Origin of the sequence: Leucobacter japonicus (genome assembly GCF_001273855.1) — a bacterium.
GTDB classification, from domain to species: domain Bacteria; phylum Actinomycetota; class Actinomycetes; order Actinomycetales; family Microbacteriaceae; genus Leucobacter; species Leucobacter japonicus.
The window spans coordinates 15,303-35,823 of record NZ_JHBX01000123.1; the positions used below are offsets into that span (position 1 = coordinate 15,303).

15 protein-coding genes are annotated in these 20,521 nt (G+C 64.5%); 6 read left to right on the top strand and 9 right to left on the bottom strand.

Annotated elements, in window-relative coordinates; all coding sequences use genetic code 11:
- Positions 1–95: 95 nt before the first annotated feature.
- Both AMS67_RS12620 and AMS67_RS12625 read left to right on the top strand, forming a co-directional pair.
- Positions 96–1,289, top strand: a complete 1,194-nt coding sequence (locus tag AMS67_RS12620; RefSeq protein ID WP_370726594.1) for a thiolase family protein — start codon at positions 96–98, stop codon at positions 1,287–1,289.
- Between the two features lie 4 nt (positions 1,290–1,293).
- Positions 1,294–3,435: a 3-hydroxyacyl-CoA dehydrogenase NAD-binding domain-containing protein gene (locus tag AMS67_RS12625; protein ID WP_053387706.1), complete on the top strand. Its 2,142-nt coding sequence runs from the start codon at positions 1,294–1,296 to the stop codon at positions 3,433–3,435.
- 52 nt (positions 3,436–3,487) lie between these two features.
- Here the strand turns inward: AMS67_RS12625 and dxs are convergent, their stop codons facing one another.
- The 5 genes from dxs to dut all read right to left on the bottom strand — a co-directional run bounded on the left by dxs (position 3,488) and on the right by dut (position 10,388).
- Positions 3,488–5,455: a 1-deoxy-D-xylulose-5-phosphate synthase gene (gene dxs, locus AMS67_RS12630; RefSeq protein ID WP_053387707.1), complete on the bottom strand. Its 1,968-nt coding sequence runs from the start codon at positions 5,453–5,455 to the stop codon at positions 3,488–3,490.
- A 122-nt stretch (positions 5,456–5,577) separates the two neighbouring features.
- On the bottom strand, positions 5,578–8,265 hold the full coding sequence (gene acnA, locus AMS67_RS12635) for an aconitate hydratase AcnA (protein ID WP_053387708.1): 2,688 nt from the start codon (positions 8,263–8,265) through the stop codon (positions 5,578–5,580).
- A 62-nt stretch (positions 8,266–8,327) separates the two neighbouring features.
- A complete protein-coding gene (locus tag AMS67_RS12640) occupies positions 8,328–9,170 on the bottom strand; it encodes a DUF3159 domain-containing protein (protein ID WP_053387709.1) in 843 nt (280 codons plus the stop codon).
- A complete protein-coding gene (locus tag AMS67_RS12645) occupies positions 9,167–9,856 on the bottom strand; it encodes a DUF3710 domain-containing protein (RefSeq protein ID WP_053353092.1) in 690 nt (229 codons plus the stop codon). The genes AMS67_RS12640 and AMS67_RS12645 overlap by 4 nt, the downstream gene beginning before the upstream one ends.
- A 64-nt stretch (positions 9,857–9,920) precedes the next feature.
- Entirely contained in the window at positions 9,921–10,388 is a 468-nt protein-coding gene (gene dut, locus AMS67_RS12650; protein ID WP_082305508.1) for a dUTP diphosphatase, read from the bottom strand.
- A 46-nt stretch (positions 10,389–10,434) separates the two neighbouring features.
- Between dut and AMS67_RS12655 the strand changes: the two genes are divergently transcribed.
- Entirely contained in the window at positions 10,435–10,917 is a 483-nt protein-coding gene (locus tag AMS67_RS12655) for a DUF3093 domain-containing protein (protein WP_053387753.1), read from the top strand.
- 76 nt (positions 10,918–10,993) lie between these two features.
- On the opposite strand, the gene AMS67_RS12660 is transcribed toward AMS67_RS12655, so the two are convergent.
- On the bottom strand, positions 10,994–11,284 hold the full coding sequence (locus tag AMS67_RS12660; RefSeq protein WP_053353093.1) for a DUF4193 domain-containing protein: 291 nt from the start codon (positions 11,282–11,284) through the stop codon (positions 10,994–10,996).
- Between the two features lie 223 nt (positions 11,285–11,507).
- Here AMS67_RS12660 and sepH point away from each other — a divergent pair, with 223 nt between their 5' ends.
- Positions 11,508–12,761 carry a septation protein SepH gene (gene sepH, locus AMS67_RS12665; RefSeq protein WP_053387710.1) on the top strand — a complete coding sequence of 418 codons (1,254 nt, stop codon included), beginning with the start codon at positions 11,508–11,510 and terminating at the stop codon, positions 12,759–12,761.
- Positions 12,762–12,780: 19 nt separating this feature from the next.
- Here sepH and AMS67_RS12670 read toward each other — a convergent pair whose 3' ends face one another.
- Positions 12,781–13,980 carry an alkaline phosphatase family protein gene (locus tag AMS67_RS12670; RefSeq protein ID WP_053387754.1) on the bottom strand — a complete coding sequence of 400 codons (1,200 nt, stop codon included), beginning with the start codon at positions 13,978–13,980 and terminating at the stop codon, positions 12,781–12,783.
- Positions 13,981–13,990: 10 nt separating this feature from the next.
- Between AMS67_RS12670 and AMS67_RS12675 the strand changes: the two genes are divergently transcribed.
- A complete protein-coding gene (locus tag AMS67_RS12675; protein WP_053387711.1) occupies positions 13,991–16,462 on the top strand; it encodes a DNA gyrase/topoisomerase IV subunit A in 2,472 nt (823 codons plus the stop codon).
- A 107-nt stretch (positions 16,463–16,569) separates the two neighbouring features.
- Here AMS67_RS12675 and AMS67_RS12680 read toward each other — a convergent pair whose 3' ends face one another.
- Positions 16,570–18,663 carry a DNA gyrase/topoisomerase IV subunit B gene (locus AMS67_RS12680; protein WP_053353095.1) on the bottom strand — a complete coding sequence of 698 codons (2,094 nt, stop codon included), beginning with the start codon at positions 18,661–18,663 and terminating at the stop codon, positions 16,570–16,572.
- 193 nt (positions 18,664–18,856) lie between these two features.
- On the opposite strand from AMS67_RS12680, the gene AMS67_RS12685 reads away from it, so the two are divergent.
- Positions 18,857–19,078 carry a DUF7455 domain-containing protein gene (locus AMS67_RS12685; RefSeq protein ID WP_053353570.1) on the top strand — a complete coding sequence of 74 codons (222 nt, stop codon included), beginning with the start codon at positions 18,857–18,859 and terminating at the stop codon, positions 19,076–19,078.
- 81 nt (positions 19,079–19,159) lie between these two features.
- Here AMS67_RS12685 and AMS67_RS12690 read toward each other — a convergent pair whose 3' ends face one another.
- Positions 19,160–20,446 carry an RNA polymerase sigma factor gene (locus tag AMS67_RS12690; RefSeq protein ID WP_053353096.1) on the bottom strand — a complete coding sequence of 429 codons (1,287 nt, stop codon included), beginning with the start codon at positions 20,444–20,446 and terminating at the stop codon, positions 19,160–19,162.
- Positions 20,447–20,521 lie beyond the last annotated feature (75 nt).

Sequence of the window (20,521 nt, forward strand, 5' to 3'; positions counted from 1 at the left end):
GCATTCTCGGCGCCAGGTCGTGACGCGTGAGACTCCGTCTCTCTAGGATGGAGGAAACGCAGATCACCAATGCTGATGGAGGCGAAGTGGCCGCAATGAGAGAAGTTGTGTTCGTGGACGGTGTCCGCACCCCGTTCGGGCGTGCCGGCGACAAGGGAATCTACGCAGGGACTCGTGCCGATGACCTGGCAGTCAAGGCGCTGCAAGGGCTGATCGAGCGCAACCCCGAGCTACCGCTCGAGCGCATCGACGACGTGGGCATCGCCGCGACGACCCAGCAAGGCGACCAGGGGCTCACGCTCGGCCGCACAGTATCGATGCTTGCGGGCATCCCCGTCACGGTGCCCGGGTTCGCACTTGACCGCATGTGCGCCGGCGCACTTACGGTTGCGTCGTTCATGGGCGCCGCGATCGGATCGGGTCAGTACGACCTCGCGTTTGCCGGCGGAGTCGAGCACATGGGCAAGCACCCCATCGGACTCGACGCAGATCCGAATCCTCGCTTTGTTGCCGAGAAACTGGTGAGCCCGGATGCACTGAACATGGGCATCACCGCGGAACGACTGCACGACCGCTTCCCGGCATTGACCAAGGAGCGCGCGGATCGTTTTGGCATGCTGAGCCAGCAGAAAGTGCAGGCCGCCTACGACCGCGGCGATATCCAGGCCGACCTGATTCCGGTGGCGACTCGCTCGGAAACCGGCTGGGGTCTCGCAACCGAAGATCAGGGGCGCCGACCGGAGACGACGATGGAGGGCCTCGCAACGCTGAAGACCCCGTTCCGCCCGCATGGTCGCGTCACCGCGGGCAACGCGTCCCCGTTGACCGACGGCGCAACCGTCTCGTTGCTCGCCGGCGCCGACACCGCCCGCGAACTCGGCCTCGGTGCAAAGATGCGACTCGTCGGCTTCGGCTTCGCTGGTGTCGAGCCCGAAGTCATGGGCCTCGGCCCGGTGCCGTCGACGGAGAAAGCGCTGCGCCGCGCCGGCCTTACCATCGACGACATCGGCCTCTTCGAACTCAATGAGGCGTTCGCCGTCCAGGTGCTGTCATTCACCGACCATTTCGGCATTTCCGACGACGACCCGCGCGTCAACCCCTGGGGCGGCGCGATCGCCATCGGGCATCCGCTCGCTGCATCGGGCGTCCGTCTGATGACGCAGCTCGCGCGCCAGTTCGCGCAGCGGCCCGACGTGCGATACGGCGTGACCGCGATGTGCGTCGGCCTCGGACAGGGCGGCACGGCGATTTGGGAAAATCCGCATTTCGACGGCAAGAAGGGCAAGTAGCGCAATGACCGACTACAGCAGCATCGATTTCACTCCGCTGATCGAAGCGTCTGACGACGAGGTCATCACGGAGTCGTTCGTGCGCGATGTCCCCCTGCCGTCCGGCGGCACACTCGCGCTGATCACGCTCGACAACGGACGAGACCATACCCGACCGAACACTCTCGGACCGCGCACCCTCCAGTCACTCGCGATTGTGCTCGACGATCTGCGACGCCGCGCGGCCGCCGGTGAGATCGTTGCCGTCGCGGTGACGGGCAAGCCGTTCATCTTCGCCGCGGGAGCCGATCTTTCGAAGGTATCCACGCTCGCGACCGAGCAGAATGCCCGACTCATGGCGCAGTACGGCCACTTCGTGCTCGGCAAGTTCGGCGAGCTCGGAGTTCCCTCATTCGCATTCGTGAACGGCCTCGCCCTCGGTGGCGCGATGGAGATCGCCCTCCATTGCACCTACCGCACTCTCGATTCTTCAGCTGCTGCGCTCGCTTTCCCCGAGGTGTTCCTGGGCATCATTCCGGGGTGGGGCGGAGCGACCATTGTTCCGAACCTCATCGGTATCGAGCAGGCACTCGAGGTCATCGTCTCGAACCCGCTCAAGAACAATCGGATGTTGAAGCCACAGCAGGCACTCGAAATGGGTCTCTTCGACGCGATGTTCGGGGCCGCAAGTTTCCTCGAGCGCTCCCTGGCCTGGGCCGACGGGGTGCTGGGAGGATCCATCTCCGTGCAGCGACCGCACGTGCCGGGCAAGCTGGAGCGCCTGACCAAGTGGCCCGCCGCGATCAAGATCGCACGCGACACGTTGAAAGCGCGACTGGGCACCGCAACCCGGGCGCCGTACGTCGCGCTCGATCTGCTGAGTGCCGCAAAAGACAATGACCTGAAGCGTGGATTCGAATGTGAAGACGATGCACTCGCCGAGTTGATCTCCGGCGACCAGTTTGCAGCTTCGATCTATGCCTTTGATCTGGTGCAGAAGCGTGCGAAGCGCCCCGCCGGCGCGCCCGATAAGGCGCTCGCCAAGCCGGTACTCAAGGTCGGCGTGATCGGTGCCGGGCTCATGGCGAGCCAATTCGCACTGCTCTTCGCCCGGAAACTGCGGGTGCCGGTACTGATCACCGACCTTGACCAGTCACGCGTCGACAAGGGTCTGGAGTACATCCGCGGCGAGATCGCGAAGCTGCGCGACAAGGGGCGCCTGAGCGCGGACGATGCCAATCAGATCACCGAACTTGTGCGCGGCACGACCGATAAGACGCAGTTCTCGGACTGTGATTGGGTCATCGAAGCGGTGTTCGAGGAGCTGGGTGTTAAGCAGCAGGTATTCGCGGAGATCGAGCCGATCATTTCCGAGACTGCCGTGCTCGCAACGAACACCTCTTCCCTATCAGTCGAAGAGATCGGCGCGAATCTCGCTCACCCTGAGCGACTCGTCGGGTTCCACTTCTTCAACCCGGTCGCCGTGATGCCGCTCATCGAGGTGGTGCGCACTCCCGCAACGGACGACGCGTCACTCTCCACGGCAATGGTCACGGCTCGCAAGCTGGGGAAGAACGCGGTCATCACCGCGGATCGCCCCGGCTTCGTGGTCAACCGTCTGTTGGCGAAGGTCATGGGCGAAGCCGCACGTGCTCTCGATGAGGGAACCCCGCTCCCCATCGTGGAACGCGCGCTCGCACCGATCGGACTGCCGATGGGGCCGTTCGAACTCATCGATCTCGTCGGATGGAAGGTCGCGGCACACGTGCAGGACACGATGGTCCATGCGTTCCCCGACCGGTTCTACGCGTCAGAGAATCTGCACCGTCTCGCCGAGGTCGAGACGCCCCTGGTGAAGACGAAGCTCGGCAAGGTCGAGGAGCTGTCAAAGGCCGCCAAGAAGACCGGCGTCTTCGGCAAGCACGCCGTCGGTGAAGATGAGATCCTGCGCCGTGTCGAGGACGAACTGGCGAACGAGATCAGGATCATGCTCGACGAGGGCGTGGTCGCGGCGGCGGAAGACATCGATCTGTGTCTGATCTTTGGCGCAGGCTGGCCATTCCAGGCCGGCGGGGCGACACCCTACCTGGATCGGTCAGGGGCAAGCGAGCGAGCGTTCGGCGGCACGTTCCACGATCCGCGTATTGCCGGGGCACACCGGTCGTAGCGCGGCTGGCGGGCGGGGCGTCCTCAGGTTCAACGAGGGCGCCCCGCTCCTCTCAGTTCTCGGGGACGGTTCCCGTCTCGGGGCGCGCGACCGGAATACGGGTGCCCTGCACCTGCTGTACGACATTCGCAGCGATCTGCGAAGCCGTCAATCCGGCATCGTGGAGCAATTCGGCGCGCGAAGCATGGTCGGGAAACGCATCCGGCGTTCCCAGCTCGCTCACCGCGGTGTCGACGCCCGCATCTCGAAGTGCTTGACGAATACGGGTGCCGATTCCACCGACGCGAATGCCGTCTTCCAGGGTGATGACCAGTCGATGGTTCCGCGCTGCGTCGATCACTGATGCGGGGACGGGCACCACCCATCGCGGATCGATCACTGAGGCAGTGATTCCGTCGTGCTCAAGCACGTCAGCCGCTTCCAACGCGACCTCGGCGAGCGGCCCGACGGGAACGAACAGCACGTCGCCGCCAGCGCTGTGCTCAGAGTGGCTCGACGAACGCACCGCATCTCGGAGCACATCGACACCGTCGACGGTACGTCGAAGCGCGCTGATGTCGTCACCGACTGCGCCTTTGGGGTACCGAAGCACGGTGGGTGCGTCGTCGACGCGCACGGCCTCGGCCAGGAGTTCGTCCAGGCGCGCTGCATCGCGAGGCGCAGCGATCCGAATGCCCGGCACGACCTGCAGGGTTGCGAGATCCCACACGCCGTTATGGCTCGCCCCATCGGGCCCCGTGATTCCGGCGCGGTCCAGCACGAACGTCACGCCGGCTCGATGCAGGGCCACGTCCATGAGCAGCTGGTCGAACGCACGATTCATGAACGTCGCGTAGACCGCGACGACCGGGTGCATCCCGCCGTAGGCGAGCCCGGCGGCACTGGTGACTGCGTGCTGCTCGGCGATGCCGACGTCGATCACGCGGCCGGGATACGCTGCGGCGAGGCCGTCCAGTCCCGTCGGCGCCAGCATCGCAGCGGTGATCCCGACGATGCGGTCATCGTCTGCGGCGAGCTCGATGATCCGATCGCGGAAGACCGACGTCCAACTGCGTCCATGCGCTGGTTCGACGGGCTCGCCGCTGCCCGGATCGATCTGCCCGATCGCGTGGAACTGGTCAGCGAGATCGTTCTCCGCCGGAGCGTATCCGCGCCCCTTCTCGGTGATCACATGGACCAGAGTCGGGCGACCGTATCCCTTGGCCTGCTGCAGTACTTCTTCCACCGCGGCGAGGTCGTGGCCGTCAACGGGGCCGAGATACTTGATGTCGAGATTCGAGTAGAGGTCTTGGTTGTCCGATGCCCGACTGACCATACCGCGCATCGCTCCTCGTGCCGCGCGGTAGACCGTGCGACCGGGAGCGCCGAGACGTGAAAACAGCTTCTCGCTGCCCTCTTGGAGGTCGCGGTAGGCGTCTTTCGAGCGCACGGAATTCAGGAAGCGTGCCATGCCGCCGATCGTCGGCGCGTATGAACGCCCATTGTCGTTGACGACCAAGACGAGGTTCCGGTCGTTGTCGTCGGTGATGTTGTTCAGTGCTTCCCAGGTCATCCCGCCGGTGAGCGCGCCGTCACCCACCACGGCGACGACGTGCCGATGCAGCTGGGTGGGGTCAGATTGGGCGCGGCGCGCGAAGGCTCGAGAGATTCCATCTGCCCAGCTCAGCGAGCTTGACGCGTGCGAGCTCTCGACGATGTCGTGCTCGGATTCTGTGCGCTGAGGATACCCGGCCAAGCCCCCACGACTGCGGAGTCCGGAAAAGTCTTTCCGCCCGGTCAAGAGCTTGTGCACATAACTCTGATGACCGGTGTCGAACACGATGGGGTCACGCGGCGACTGAAACACGCGGTGCAGTGCAATCGTCAGCTCGACGACCCCCAGGTTCGGCCCGAGATGACCTCCGGTTCGCGAGACGGCAGCGATGAGGAATTCACGGATTTCCGCGGCAAGGTCTTGGCACTCATCCAGTGTGAGCGCGTCGAGATCTCGAGGCCCTGAGATTCGATCCAGGATCGCCATGAACTTGGCCTCCGTTCCGTTTCGCCGCATGAGAACCGCGAATCTGATCAGTCTAGTAGCGCCGTAAACGAGCGCGGGCCCGGATCGCCGAAGCGACCGGGCCCGCGCAATGCACGCAGCGGCTAGACCAGCGAACGCAGCACGTACTGCAGGATGCCACCGTTGCGGTAGTAATCCGCTTCGCCCGGGGTGTCGATGCGAACCACCGCGTCGAAGGCGATCTGCGAACCGTCGGCCTTGGTTGCCGTCACAGCGACCGTGCGTGGCGTCTCGCCATCGTTGAGCGCAGTGATGCCCGAGATGTCGAAGGTCTCGGTGCCGTCAAGACCGAGGTCATCGGCGCTCTGCCCTTCGGGGAACTGCAGCGGAAGCACGCCCATGCCGATGAGGTTCGAGCGGTGGATACGCTCGAAGCTCTCGGTAATGACTGCCTTCACGCCCAGCAGTCGGGTACCCTTCGCCGCCCAGTCGCGCGACGAGCCCGAACCGTACTCCTTGCCGCCGAGCACCACCAGCGGAATACCCGCGTTCTGGTAGTTCTGCGATGCATCATAGATGTACGACTTCGGCGCATCGGCCTGCGTGAAGTCGCGCGTGAAGCCGCCCTCGACGCCTGCACCGTCGTTCTCCGAAGCCAGGAGCTGGTTGCGGAGACGGATGTTCGCGAACGTGCCGCGGATCATGACCTCGTGATTGCCGCGGCGCGAGCCGTAAGTGTTGAAGTCCTTCGGTGCGATGCCGTTTTCGACGAGGTACTGACCCGCCGGCGTCTCGGCCTTGAAGCTGCCCGCAGGGCTGATGTGGTCGGTCGTCACGGAGTCGCCGAGCTTCGCGAGCACACGTGCGCCCGAGATATCGGTGACCGGTGACGGCGTGAGCTCCATGCCGTCGAAGTAGGGCGCCTTGCGCACGTAGGTCGACTTCTCATCCCACGCGAACGTGTTGCCATCGGGGGTCGGCAACGAGGTCCAGTGCTCGTCACCATCGAATACCGTGGCGTACTTCTGCGTGAACATGTCGGAGTCGATCGACTCGTCGGCGATCTTCTGCACCTCGACGGGGTCAGGCCAGATGTCGCGGAGGAACACGTCGTTGCCCTCGGAGTCCTGGCCGAGGGCCTGGGTCTCGAAGTCGAAGTCCATCGTTCCGGCAAGCGAGTACGCGATCACCAGCGGCGGGCTGGCGAGGTAGTTCATCTTGATATCGGGGTTGATGCGACCTTCGAAGTTGCGGTTGCCAGAGAGCACCGCGGTCACCGCGAGATCGTGATCGTTGACGGCGTCGGAGATCTCCTGGTTCAACGGACCCGAGTTGCCGATGCAGGTGACGCAGCCGTAGCCGACGGTGTAGAAGCCGAGCTTCTCGAGGTCAACCTTCAGGCCTGACTTCTCGTAGTAGTCGGTGACGACCTTCGACCCGGGAGCCAGCGTCGTCTTGACCCACGGCTTCGCCTGGAGACCGCGCGCTGCCGCATTGCGAGCGAGCACGCCCGCAGCGAGCATCACCGAAGGGTTCGAGGTGTTGGTGCACGAGGTGATAGACGCAAGCGTCACCGCGCCGTGGTCGATCTCGAACTCCCGCCCCTGCGCGTCTTTCACCTTGGCGGGGTTGGCCGCCTGGGCGTAATTCTTGAGGTCCGTCTCGAACTGCGACTTCGAGTGCCACAGCTCGATGCGATCCTGCGGGCGCTTCGGGCCGGCGATCGACGAGACCACGGTACCCAGATCGAGCTCGAGGTACTCGCTGAACTCGGGCTCGCGCGACGCGTCGTGCCACATGCCCTGCGCCTGCGTGTAGGCCTTGATGAGTTCGAGCTGCTCTTCTGAGCGGCCGGTCAGACGCAGGTAATCGAGCGTCACATCGTCGACGGGGAACATCGCCGCGGTCGAGCCGAATTCGGGGCTCATGTTGCCGATCGTCGCGCGGTTCGCAAGCGGAACCGATCCGACACCCTCGCCGTAGAACTCGACGAACTTGCCGACCACACCGTGCTTGCGCAGCATCTGGGTGATCGTGAGCACCACGTCGGTGGCGGTGACGCCCGCGGGGATCTGGCCGGAGAGCTTAAAGCCGACCACTCGGGGAATCAGCATCGAGATGGGCTGACCCAGCATGGCCGCCTCGGCCTCGATACCACCAACACCCCAACCGAGCACACCGAGGCCGTTCTCCATCGTGGTGTGCGAGTCGGTGCCCACGCAGGTATCGGGGTATGCGAAGGTTTCGCCGTCGATGTCGCGGGTGAACGTCACACGAGCGAGGTACTCGATGTTGACCTGGTGCACGATACCGGTTCCGGGCGGAACGACCTTGAACTCGTCGAACGCGCCCTGGCCCCAGCGAAGGAACTGGTAACGCTCGCCATTGCGCTGGTACTCGATCTCGACGTTGCGCGCTGCCGCACCGGGAGTGCCGTACACATCGGAAATGACCGAGTGGTCGATGACCATCTCGGCGGGCGCCAGCGGGTTGATCTTGTCAGGGGTGCCACCCAGGTCGACAACGGCCTCGCGCATCGTCGCGAGATCGACGACGCAGGGCACGCCAGTGAAGTCCTGCATGATGACGCGCGCGGGGGTGAACTGAATCTCCGTATCGGGCTGCGCCGAAGGATCCCAATTGCCCAGGGCTTCGATGTGCTCACGGGTGACGTTCGCGCCGTCTTCCGTGCGGAGCAGGTTCTCCAGCAGCACCTTCAGGCTGTACGGCAGCCGCTCGTGGCCAGGGACCTGATCGATGCGATAGATTCCGTATTCGTTCTCGCCGACGGCGAGGGTGCTCTTCGCGTCGAAGCTGTTGACGGCTCCCATTGAGCTCCTCCAATGTGTCTCGATGTCGAGATAATTCTATACCCGAACCGACACCACCATTGTCACGCCGACGGGGCGTTTTGCCCAGTGTTCTCCTCAGATTCTCCGCTTGGATCATCAGATGATCGGGGCAGGCGATTGAGCACCATCCACGTGAAGACCACCACCAGGGCGAAGAGCGGCACCCCCATGACCAGGCGAGCGATCCCGAGCGCATCGGTCGCCACTCCCCCGTCGTCGCCACGCGCGGCGAAGTAGAGCGGGAGCTGCACGGCGAGTCGCGCCACGAACAGCGCCGCCCAGAGCAGGGTGAGCCACGTCGCGATGCGCTTCAGCGCCCGCACCCGGCGCCAGCCGGTCAGATCGCCGCGCAGTGCTCCGAGAGCGAGTCCGATGAGCGGCCATCCGACCGCCGCCGACAGGAGCAGGCCCAGAGACCAGACGATATTCGTGATGAAGCCCGGAACGTAGTAGTCGGCTCCTCGCCCCGTGAAAATCGTTGCCGCGACGGCAACTGCGACGCCGGCCGCCCCAGAGAAGACCGACACAAGCGGTTCGCGCCGCAGCAGTCGAATCACGATGAGCACGACGACGAGAGCGGCCGGCGCAATCGCCGACAGTCTCGCGTCGCGGGTGAGCGTGAAGAGCACGAGAAAGAGCAGGCCGGGCACGAGGGTTTCGGCGATACCCCGCCACCCTCCAATCGCTTCGAGGACGCCACGACCCGAAAGCGCCTCTCCAGACATTCCGGCGCGCACGGTGCGCCCCAGCGCGCCTCCGAACTCACGCGTCGCCGACACGGGTTCGGTCGCAGGAGGCGGGATCAGCGGAGTCCGCTCAGATTCCGGCTGTGCGCCCTCAGGCGCGCTGCGTTCCGGTTCTGCAGAACCTTCGGGGCCGGTCACACTGCGAGCGTTCCGCCTTCGGGTGCCTGGCGTTCGCCTTGCACTCCGGCGGGTACCTTCAGCGGCAGCAGTTCGCTCGGCGGCATGGGCTGATCACCGCGCACCACGACAAGCTCACGGAACAGGTCGAAGACCCGTTCACGCGCACCTGCATCGACAGCGGCCTTGCCCATGATGACGCCGCGGAGCATCCACCGCGGTCCATCGACGGCGATGAAGCGCGCTGCACGAGTGCCTGCTTGCTCATCAGGCGCGGGGGTCTGCACGAACAGCTCCGTTCCCAGCACACCCTCCTCTTCCGTCGCGGTGCCGCCCTGAGTGGTCATCTGATGGGCGAGTTCTGAGCGCACCCCGTGCCAGAGGCCGGTCGTCTTCGGTGCGGCGAATGCCTGCACCTGCAGCAGCGACTCCGCGTACTCCAGTGACACGGCGACGACACGATTCGCACGCTCATCGACCTCGAGGCGCAACTGCAACCCCTCACGAGGCGCAACCTTGATGCCGCCCAGGTCGACATACGGACGCATGGCAGGGACTTCGCTGACATCGAACGGACCCGCCGTTTCGCGATCCGTGGGCGCAGACTTGCTGTCGTCGGGCGCGGCAAGCTCTGCGTCGCGCACCTCCAACGCGTCAGCGGCGTTCGGGTCGAGCTCGTCAGACTCGGGCGTCTGTGCATCACTCATGATTGCGTCTCCTCCTGCGGCCGGTATCGGCCGATTGCGGCGCTCATGCGCCGACTGTCTGTCTTCAGTTCTGTACGCCGGTCGAGCCGAAGCCGCCGGTGCCGCGGACGCTCTCCGGAAGCTCCGGCACCGGAGTGAACACCGCACGGCTCACGGGCATGATGATGACCTGGGCAATGCGATCCCCCACCTCCACGGCAAACGCAGCCGAGCGATCCGTGTTCAGCAACGTGACCTTGAGTTCTCCGCGATAGCCCGCATCGACGGTGCCGGGCGAATTCACCACGGTGATGCCGTGTTTCGCCGCCAAGCCGCTGCGCGGAACGACGAACGCGACGTACCCATCGGGAAGGGCGATTGAGACACCAGTTCCGATGAGCGCTCGCTCGCCCGGTTCGAGCACGACTGACTCCGCGGCCCTGAGATCTGCTCCCGCATCTCCGGGATGGGCATACGTGGGGGCGAACTCGGCGACAATCGGCACCTCAACAACATCACTCACCCGCTCAGCGTATCTGATCGGGCCGCGCATGCGCTGGATCGACCGCTCCCAGCTCGGTCCGCGAGATAATGGCAGCATGACCCGTGATGCCTCCGCGCCGACGACTTCCTCCTACCGGGAACGGCTGCTTCCCGGCCCGAGCCTGTTCATTTCACTCATCCTGGTGATCCCGGCGGTAGCCCTGGTGTTGACTCCGATCAATGCGCAGTGGGCGATTCCGACGGGCATCATCGTGTACGTCATTCTTGCGTTCACGTTCTTGCTGCTCAGCCCATCGATCGAGGTCGCTGACGATTCACTCGTCGCCGGGCGTGCGCGGATCCCGCTCCATCACCTCGGAGCCGTCGAACTTCTCGGAGCCGAGGCACTGAAAGCGGCGATCGGACCGGGAGCCGACGCGCGGAACTACCTGCTCTTGCGCGGATGGATTCATCGGGGTGTGCGGATCGAGGTCACGGATGCGAACGACCCGGCGCCGTTCTGGATTCTGACGACCCGACACCCGCAGAAGCTCTCCGCGGCGATCGCGTCGACGCGAAGCGACGCGCACGAGGCCTGAATCTCACGCACTACGACTGTGGCTGCGTGTTCGCCCGATTCCGGGCGGCACGCAGCCACAGTCATTTCAGCGGGAATTACGCTGCGCACTCCCGACAGATCGGACCGAGATCGGTCTCGTGGTCGATCTGTGAACGGTGACGCACTAGGAAGCAGCTCACGCAGGTGAACTCGTCATCCTGCTGCGGCAGCACGACGACATCGAGTTCGACGTCGGAGAGGTCGTTGCCTCCCAGATCGAAGCTGGGGTTGTCGGCATCCTCTGAATCGAGGCCCGAGGCGCCCTTGGCTGGTCCACGCTCTTTCAACGCCTCGATCGAATCGGCGTCTTCTTCGGTCTTGCGCGGGGCGTCGTAATCGGTGGCCATTCTCTCCTGCATTCCCGTGCCGGTCTATCGGCACCTTATCCTTCGAGCGGCCATAGTCTGCCGCACGAACCTCGTCTGGCGCAAACTGTTCCGCTCAGAGTTCTCTGAGCGCGAAGTCGCGCACACCCTCCGCGCAGGCATATCGCCACGCGCCCGCGTCAATGCGCAGAATCGCCAACACTCTATGTCACTCTGGTTCGCGACTCACGAAGGAGATGCGCCGATGGACGAACTGCGCTTTGTGCGCCGAGATGACCGGTCGCTGATCGTCGCGAACGACGCCGGCGACGAGTTCCGCTTCCTGGTAGACGAGGCCGCGCTGAGCGAGCTTCGTCACTTGTCGCGTCGCGAGCGTGAGCCCGGAAAAGTCGGGCCACGTGAAATCCAGGCGCTCATCCGCTCCGGGAAGTCACGCGCCGAGGTGATTGCGGAGACCGGGCTCGACGAGGCCGACGTCGAACGCTACGAGGAGCCAGTACTCGCCGAACGTCGCTACATCCTTGAGCGTGCGCACGCTGTGCCGGTGCGCACCGATGCGCTTGACGAGGCGGATGAGCGTTTCGGTGCGGTCATCGCCGAGCGACTCATCGGGCTCGCGTCGGACACGAGCGAGTGGAGTTCGTGGCGCGATGAGGAGCGGGGGTGGATGGTCAGTCTCGAGTTCATCTCGCATGACGTTGCACATCGCGCGGTGTGGACGTTCGATCATCGCAAGAACATTCTCGCGCCGATCAATCCGGACGCGGTGAACCTGTCGAAGCAGGGCGAAGTCGGCGATCGATTGATTCCGAAGCTGCGCGCAGTCGACGGTGGGGAACGTAGCGGCCGCTTCGAGGCGAATACGTTCGCAGAAGATACCGGCGAAGATTTCTCTGCCGACGCTTCCGGCATCGGGACCGAGTCGGATCCCGAAGCGGACACCGACGCCACGCCGCCCGCAGATTCGAATGCCGAGTACGAGCGCCGCAAGGAGATCGATCAGCGCGCAATCTCATCAGACGCCGCAGCACCGGCGGATCTCAGCCAGACTGCAGATCTGCTCGATGCGCTTCGAAAGCGGCGCGGGGAGCGGGACCAGGTCAAACGCGATGCCGCGCTGCAGCCTCAGGAGCTTGATCTGGACGCTCTCGCAGATTCTGGACCGGCGGTTACACCGTCTCCCGTGGAACACAAGGACGACGACTCGACGAACGACGCGACCGCACCCGTCTCGCTTCCGGAAGTCTCAGAGCGCGCTGCGTCCCCTCGCAGCATCTGGGGCAACGCCGGGGTGTCGGCCCCCGGCTCGACGCGCGATCAGGCACCCCAGCGTAATTCGGGCACCCCTGAAATCCAGGAGCGACCGAGCTCGATGCGCCCGAACGAACCGGCTTCGTCCTGCGAGTCCGAGCGCCCTGCGAAGAAAGGTCGGGCGTCGATTCCGAGTTGGGACGACATCCTGTTCGGCACCCGCAGCGACGAAGATCCGGCGCAGTAGACGCTGAGTGGATGGCCGCTCAGGCCCCGACTCGCGCTCGAGCTACCGCGGCCACGGCGTTCGCGAATCCTGTTCCGGCGAGCGCGCCGGCAAGCGCGAGCGGCACTCCGCGTTCCTCATCGGTGAATGATCCGTGCTGCCCCACCATCGAGAGCGATCTCGGGTCGTCGAGATGCGAGTAGTAGGCGATCTGTTTGCGTGCGGCGACCATCACATCGCCGAGACGCGGAGCGACCTCCGGTGCGATATTGCCGAACGCTCCGGATCGCACGGCCTCATCACGCGTGAAGATCCACGCACGTCCACCTTCGGCCTCTTGCCAGCGAAGAGCGACCTCCTCTGCATCGGCGCCATCGCTGAGATACAAAGCGCGAAAGCGCGGCTCCCCGCCGATGTCCTCGACCCCGGAGAGCAGCGGTGAATCGGCGCCGATCACGACCTGCTGATGCGCCGCGACATCGACCATGCCGTGGTCCGCGGTCACCACGACGCCGACATCGCCGGGCAACCCTCTGAGCAGCGATTCGAGTGCGCCGTCGAACTGCTCGAGACGGTGCCGCCACGTGTCGCTCTGCCAGCCGAATTCATGCGCCGCCTTGTCGAGCTCATCGACGTAGAGGTAGACGACTGCCGGCTCGTCGCCGCGCAGCAGCTGAGATGCGGCCGAGAAGCGATCCTCGATTCGCTGCCCGCCGACGTACTCCGCCCCGGCGAGGATCGCCTCGGTCAGCCCGCCTGACGCGTGCGCCGGGCGACCGATCGCGAAGGCGCGCGCTCCGATATCGCCGGCGAGATGGAACAGCGGTCGCACGCGTTGCCACGCCGCACGATCCGCGATCCCGTCCCAATCACGCAGTGTCGTGATCAACCCGAGTTCGGGGTGCCGAATTCGATAGCCGATCAGCCCATGCTGCCCCGGGAGTGCTCCCGTCACCAGAGTGGTGAGCGCGGCTCCCGTCGTCGACGGGGCCACCGTTTCAATGCGTTTGCGCTGCAATCGCCCGAGGGTCGGCGCATGACCGATTGTGGCTGAAAGATTCGCGCTCCCCAAACCGTCGACCACGATCATGACGAACGAGCGGATCGCCGGGAGGGTGACATCGGACGCGATGCGCAACTCCTCGGGCACCGCGTGCCCGGCACCGCGGGCCATCGCCGCCAGGCCGCTTGGCAGAATCGCGGCAAGCCTCGCACCGTTGTCGGTCGTCGTCGGTAGCATGATTTCCATTATGACCGACCCCCGCACGTCATCCGCCGGCACACCGGATGCACCCCATGAGCTCGCCGGCGAACGCATCGAAGATATCGACATCTCGCAAGAGATGGAGGGCTCTTTCCTCGAGTACGCCTATTCGGTGATCTATTCGCGCGCGCTTCCTGACGCGCGCGACGGGTTGAAGCCGGTGCAGCGCCGCATCCTCTTCATGATGCAAGACATGGGTCTGCGCCCCGAGAAGGGGCATGTGAAGTCCGCTCGCGTGGTCGGCGAGGTCATGGGCAAGCTGCATCCGCACGGTGATTCGTCGATCTACGACGCGCTGGTGCGTCTCGCACAGGGATTCGCCCTCCGATTGCCGCTGATCGACGGGCACGGCAATTTCGGTTCGCTCGATGACGGACCAGCCGCGTCCCGATACACCGAAGCACGGCTCGCGGGCGCAGCGCTCGCCATGACGGAGTCGCTCGACGAGAACGTCGTCGATTTCGTGCCGAACTACGACAACCAGATCATGCAGCCCGAGGTGCTGCCGTCTGCGGTTCCCAACCTGCTCGTCAACGGAGCCAGCGGCATCGCGGTCGGCATGGCGACGAACCTGGCACCGCACAACCTCATCGAGGTTGTCGATGGCGCCAAACACCTGTTGCACCATCCCGAGGCGACCGTCGACGAGCTGATGGAGTTCATCCCCGGTCCCGACCTTCCTGGCGGCGGCACGATCGTCGGCCTCGACGGCGTGAAAGACGCCTACCGCTCCGGGCGCGGAGCCTTCCGCACCCGCGCCAAGGCGTCCGTCGAGCAGCTCGGACCACGACGCACCGGGCTCGTCGTCACCGAGCTGCCCTACCTCGTGGGTCCCGAGCGCGTGATCGAGAAGATCAAGCAGGGTGTCGACGCGAAGAAACTCTCCGGCATCTCCGATGTCGCCGACCTGACCGATCGCAAGAATGGGCTGCGGTTGGTCATCACGTTGAAAACCGGGTTCTCCCCCGAAGCCGTGCTCGAGCAGCTCTATCGATACACGCCGCTCGAAGACTCGTTCAGCATCAACTCGGTGGCGCTCGTCGAAGGGCAGCCGCAGACGCTCGGACTCCGCGAAATGCTGCGGGTCTTCCTCGATCACCGCATCTCCGTCGTCACCCGACGCACCGAGTTCCGCTTGCGGAAGCGTCGCGAACGTCTGCACCTGGTCGAGGGGCTGCTCATCGCCATCCTCGACATCGACGAAGTCATTCAGCTCATTCGCACAAGCGATGATGCCGAAACCGCTCGCACTCGACTCATGCAGGTCTTTGACCTGTCCGAGTTGCAGGCCGAGTACATCCTTGAATTGCGCCTGCGTCGCCTGACGAAGTTTTCGCGGGTCGAGCTCGAAGCCGAGCGTGACGAGCTGCAATCAGAAATCGAGTCGCTGCTGGCCATCCTTGGCAGCGACGAGCGACTCCGCGGCGTGGTCGCCGACGAGATGGACGCTGCAGCGGAAGCATTCGGCACCCCGCGGCGTACCGTTCTGACCGGAGCGGTCATGCGCCCGACCCGTTCGGCGGCTTCAACGGCCTCGCTTGAGGTCGCCGACTCCCCCTGCACCGTGTTGCTCTCGGTCACCGGTCGGGCCCTGCGCATCGAGCGTGATCCCGAAGCCCCCGAGTCGACCCGGCCGGCACCGCGCGCCACGAAGCATGGCGCCGTGCTCGCGAGCATTGACGGCACGGTTCGCGGTGAGCTCGGGGCGATTCTCTCTGACGGCACACTGCAGCGATTCACCCCGGTCGACCTTCCGTCGGTTCCCGCCGCGAGCATCGCATTCTCCGCGGGTGCAAAACTTGCGGAGTACATCGGAGTCACCGATAAGAAGCTCCGCGTCGTCGGCATCGTTCCGCTCGACACGGAGGCCCCCATCGGGCTCTTCACTCTGCAGGGAACTGTCAAGCGCGTCGTACTCACCGACCTGCCCGCCAAGCCGAGCTTCGAAGTGATCGCGTTGAAGAGCGGTGATTCTCTGGTCGGCGCATTCGTCGCCGCAGACTCTGATGAGTTCGCGATCGTGACCAGCGACGCGCAGCTGCTGAGGTTCGGCGCCGGGTCGGTTCGCCCCCAGGGCCGGCCCGCTGCGGGTATGGCGGGCATTCGTCTCGCTGCCGACGCACGCGTCGTGTTCGCCGGATCGGTTGCGGCTGATGCCGAGGCCCGCGTCGTCACCATCGCCGACAGCTCGATCACCCTTCCCGGCACCGATGTCGCAACGGCGAAAGTTTCTGACTGGGCCGAGTTCCCGGCAAAGGGCCGCGGCACCGGCGGCGTCCGTGCTCAACGCTTCCTCAAGTGGGAAGACCAGATCGCGTGCGCTTGGGTGGGTACGGGAGAGCCGCGCGCTCTGGCCTCTGATGGCACCGCTCGCAAGCTTCCCGTCGAACTCGGCAAACGCGACGGCTCAGGCCAGCCCATCGATGGCTCGGCTGCCTACGTGGGCGTCGCTCCCTGACGTTCGCCGCACCGGCGACACTTCGGCCCCGTGCCTCCGCAAACGCGGGAGCACGGGGCCGGATGCATCCTCACACCAGAAACTTCGGAGAGAACGCCTCGCTCGAGTTAGGCGTCGATGCGCTCGCGATCCAGGTCATCGGCATTCTCGATGATGAACTCCTTGCGCGGTGCCACATCGTTGCCCATGAGCAACTCGAAGATCTGCGAGGCCGAGTGGGCGTCTTCGACGCGAACGCGCCGCAGCGCACGATGCTCTCGATCCATCGTGGTCTCCGCGAGTTGATCGGCATCCATCTCGCCCAGACCCTTGTACCGCTGGATCGGCTCCTGATACTTCTTTCCGCGCTTCTTTAGATCAGCAAGCAAGGCGTTGAGTTCGCGTTCGCTGTACGTGTAGATCACATCATTGGGCTTCCGGCCGGCATTCTGCACGATGACGCGATGCAGCGGAGGCACGGCAGCGTACACGCGACCCGCTTCGAGCATCGGTCGCATGTAGCGGAAGAACAGCGTGAGCAGCAGTGTGCGAATGTGCGCACCATCGACGTCGGCGTCGCTCATCAGGATGACCTTGCCGTAGCGTGCGGATTCGAGTTCGAAGTCGCGCCCCGAACCTGCGCCGAGCACCTTGATAATGGCGCCGCACTCTGTGTTATTGAGCATTTCGGCGACCGAAGCCTTCTGCACATTCAAAATCTTGCCGCGAATCGGAAGCAGCGCCTGGAACTCGCTGTCGCGCGCCGGGCGGGCCGTGCCGAGCGCGCTGTCACCCTCGACGATGAACAGTTCCGTCTCCGCGACCTCTTTGGAGCGGCAATCGATGAGTTTCGCCGGCAATGACGAGCTCTCCAGCGAACTCTTGCGCCGCGCGGTGTCGCGTTGCGCGCGCAACGCGATCCGCGCCTTCATCTCAGAGACCATCTTCTCGAGCAGCGCTGCCGTTTGGGTTTTGTCGGCCTTCTTCGAGGACTCGTAGCGCTCGGTCAGCCCTTGAACGATCGCTTTCGTCACGATCGCGCGCACGGCTGCAGTGCCGAGCACCTCTTTCGTCTGCCCCTCGAACTGGGGTTCGGGGACCCGCACGGTCACGACCGCGGTGAGTCCGGTCAGAATGTCATCCTTCTCCGGCTTGTCGCTGCCCGCTTTCAACTTCCGAGCGTTGGTCTCGATCTGCTTGCGGAAGAAGCGGGTCAGTCCCTGCTCGAAGCCGGTGAGGTGCGTGCCGCCCTTGGGCGTCGAGATGATATTGACGAAACTCTGAATCTCGGTGTCGTACCCGGTTCCCCAGCGCAGTGCGACGTCGACCTCGCACTCGCGTTCGACCTCTCGTGAAACCAGATGACCCGTTTCCGCGTCCATGACCGGAACGGTCTCACGGAACGTGCCCGTATCGGTGACGCGCCAGGTCTCGGTCAGCGGAGCATCGACCGCGAGGAAGTCGACGAACTCCGAAATGCCACCCTCGTACGCGAATTCATGCACCGGAGCGACACCGTCGTCGCCTCGGGATTCTGACCGTTCATCGGTGATCGCGATCGCGAGGCCCGGAACGAGGAACGCCGTCTGCCGCGCGCGCGCGACCAGCGACTCCGGCTCGAATCGTGCCGACGCCAAGAAGATCTGCGGGTCGGCCCAGTAGCGAACACGCGTTCCGGTCACCCCCCGTTTCACCTTGCCGACGACGCGGAGTTCAGACGCCTCTTCGAAGGGCGTAAAAGCGCTGTCAGGCCCATCGCCAGCGAAGATCCCGGGCTCACCGTGACGGAACGACATCGCCCAGGTCTTGCCCTCTCGGTCGACCTCGACGTCGAGTCGTGAGGAGAGCGCGTTCACCACAGACGCACCGACGCCGTGTAGGCCACCTGACGATTGGTAGCCACCGCCACCGAACTTTCCGCCCGCGTGCAGCTTCGTGTAGACGAGCTCGACGCCGCTGAGCCCACTCTTGGGTTCGATATCGATGGGTACGCCGCGGCCGTTGTCGGCAACGGTCACGCTGCCATCATCGTGCAGCACCACGCCGATGGCGTTGCCGAAACCGCCCAGCGCTTCATCGACCGAGTTGTCGATGATTTCCCAGAGGCAGTGCATCAATCCACGCGAATCGGTGGTGCCGATATACATGCCCGGCCGCTTACGCACCGCTTCGAGCCCCTCGAGCACGGTGAGATGTCTCGCGGAATAGCTGGAATCTGCCACGACTCGGATCTCCTCAGGTTGATGACGGATCTACCCTAGGCCACACCACGGACATCGGCGGTCAGGCGATCCGGCGAGTGCCCAGGTCGAGTCCCCGTGCTACGCGGTCAGCGAACCACGGCGACAGAATGCGGGAATTTTCGGGAGGTCGTGCTTGGATGGTGGCGTAGTGATGAAAGAAGAGGAGGATGCCATGACGACACTCGAGCAGGATCGAACCCAAGAGGTTGAGTCCGCAGATCGTCCCCTGAGTGCGCTGGACCGTTGCGATAGCTGCGGTGCGCAGGCATACGTCCGGGTGCTGCTGGGCGGAAGCGAATTGCTCTTCTGCGCGCATCACGCGAACAAGCACGAGTCAAAACTGCGCCCGATGGCGGAGACCTGGCACGACGAGACCCATAAGCTCAACGCGTAACTCGCGAGACAGAAAGGGCCCCGGTGAAGTGATCTTCACCGGGGCCCTTTCTCATGGGCGTCGATCGACGCCGCAAATCACTCAGTCGAGGTAGTCGCGGAGCTGCTGGCTGCGCGACGGATGCCGCAGCTTCGCCATCGTCTTCGATTCGATCTGGCGAATACGCTCACGCGTGACGCCGAAGGTGTCACCGATCTGGTCGAGCGTCTTCGGCATACCGTCGCCCAGGCCGAACCGCATGCGGATCACGCCGGCCTCGCGCTCTGAGAGCGAATCGAGCAGCTGTTCGAGCTGCTGCTGCAGCATCGTGAAGCCCACCGCGTCGGCCGGAACCACCGCTTCAGTGTCTTCAATGAGGTCACCGAACTCGCTGTCGCCGTCTTCGCCGAGTGGCGTGTGCAGCGAAATGGGCTCGCGCCCGTACTTCTGCACCTCGACGACCTTCTCAGGAGTCATATCGAGCTCACGGCTCAGCTCTTCAGGCGTGGGCTCGCGACCGAGATCCTGCAGCATCTGCCGCTGCACACGGGCGAGCTTGTTGATGACCTCGACCATGTGCACCGGAATACGGATCGTGCGCGCCTGATCGGCCATTGCGCGCGTGATGGCCTGACGGATCCACCAGGTCGCATAGGTCGAGAACTTGAAGCCCTTGGTGTAGTCGAACTTCTCGACCGCGCGGATCAGACCCAAGTTGCCCTCTTGAATGAGGTCCAGGAACTGCATGCCGCGGCCGGTGTAGCGCTTTGCAAGCGACACGACGAGGCGGAGGTTTGCTCCGAGCAAGTGACTCTTCGCGCGCTGGCCGTCGCGCGCCACCCACTTGAGCTCGCGCTCAAGCTTCTTCGCCAGACCCTTTTCCGTCGAGAGCTTCTCTTCAGCGAAGAGGCCGGCCTCGATACGCATGGCGAGCTCGACTTCTTCAGCGGCGTTCAGCAACGCCACCTTGCCGATCTGCTTCAGGTAATCCTTCACCGGATCAGCGGTCGCACCGGGAATCGCGGTCGTGATGGTCGGAACGTCTTCCTCGTCACCGGCCTTCAGCACGATCGCGCCGGTCGGCAGCGGCTCGGTGATCACCGGAGCCGCCTTCTCCTCTTCGGCGGCTTCGGCTTCTTCATCGACCTCGGGAGCGTCGAGATCGATCTCGTCCTCGGTCTTTTTCGTCGCGCGCTTCGCTTTGGTCGCCGCTGGCTTCTTCGCCGCCGTCGATGCCTTCTTCGCTGCAGCAGTGGTCTTCTTGGCTGCTGCCGTCTTGCGCGGAGCCGCAGTGGTCTCGGTCATCTCGCCGGCCTCCTCGGTCTGTCCTGCCTGCTGGGTCGCACCCGCTTTGGATGCTCGAGTCGTGGTCGTGGATGCAGTTGCCACGCAGCCGCCTCTCTCGTTCAGATCTCGGCCTGTGCTGACGGTGAAATCGCCGTCAGGTGCTCACAGCATGAAAAC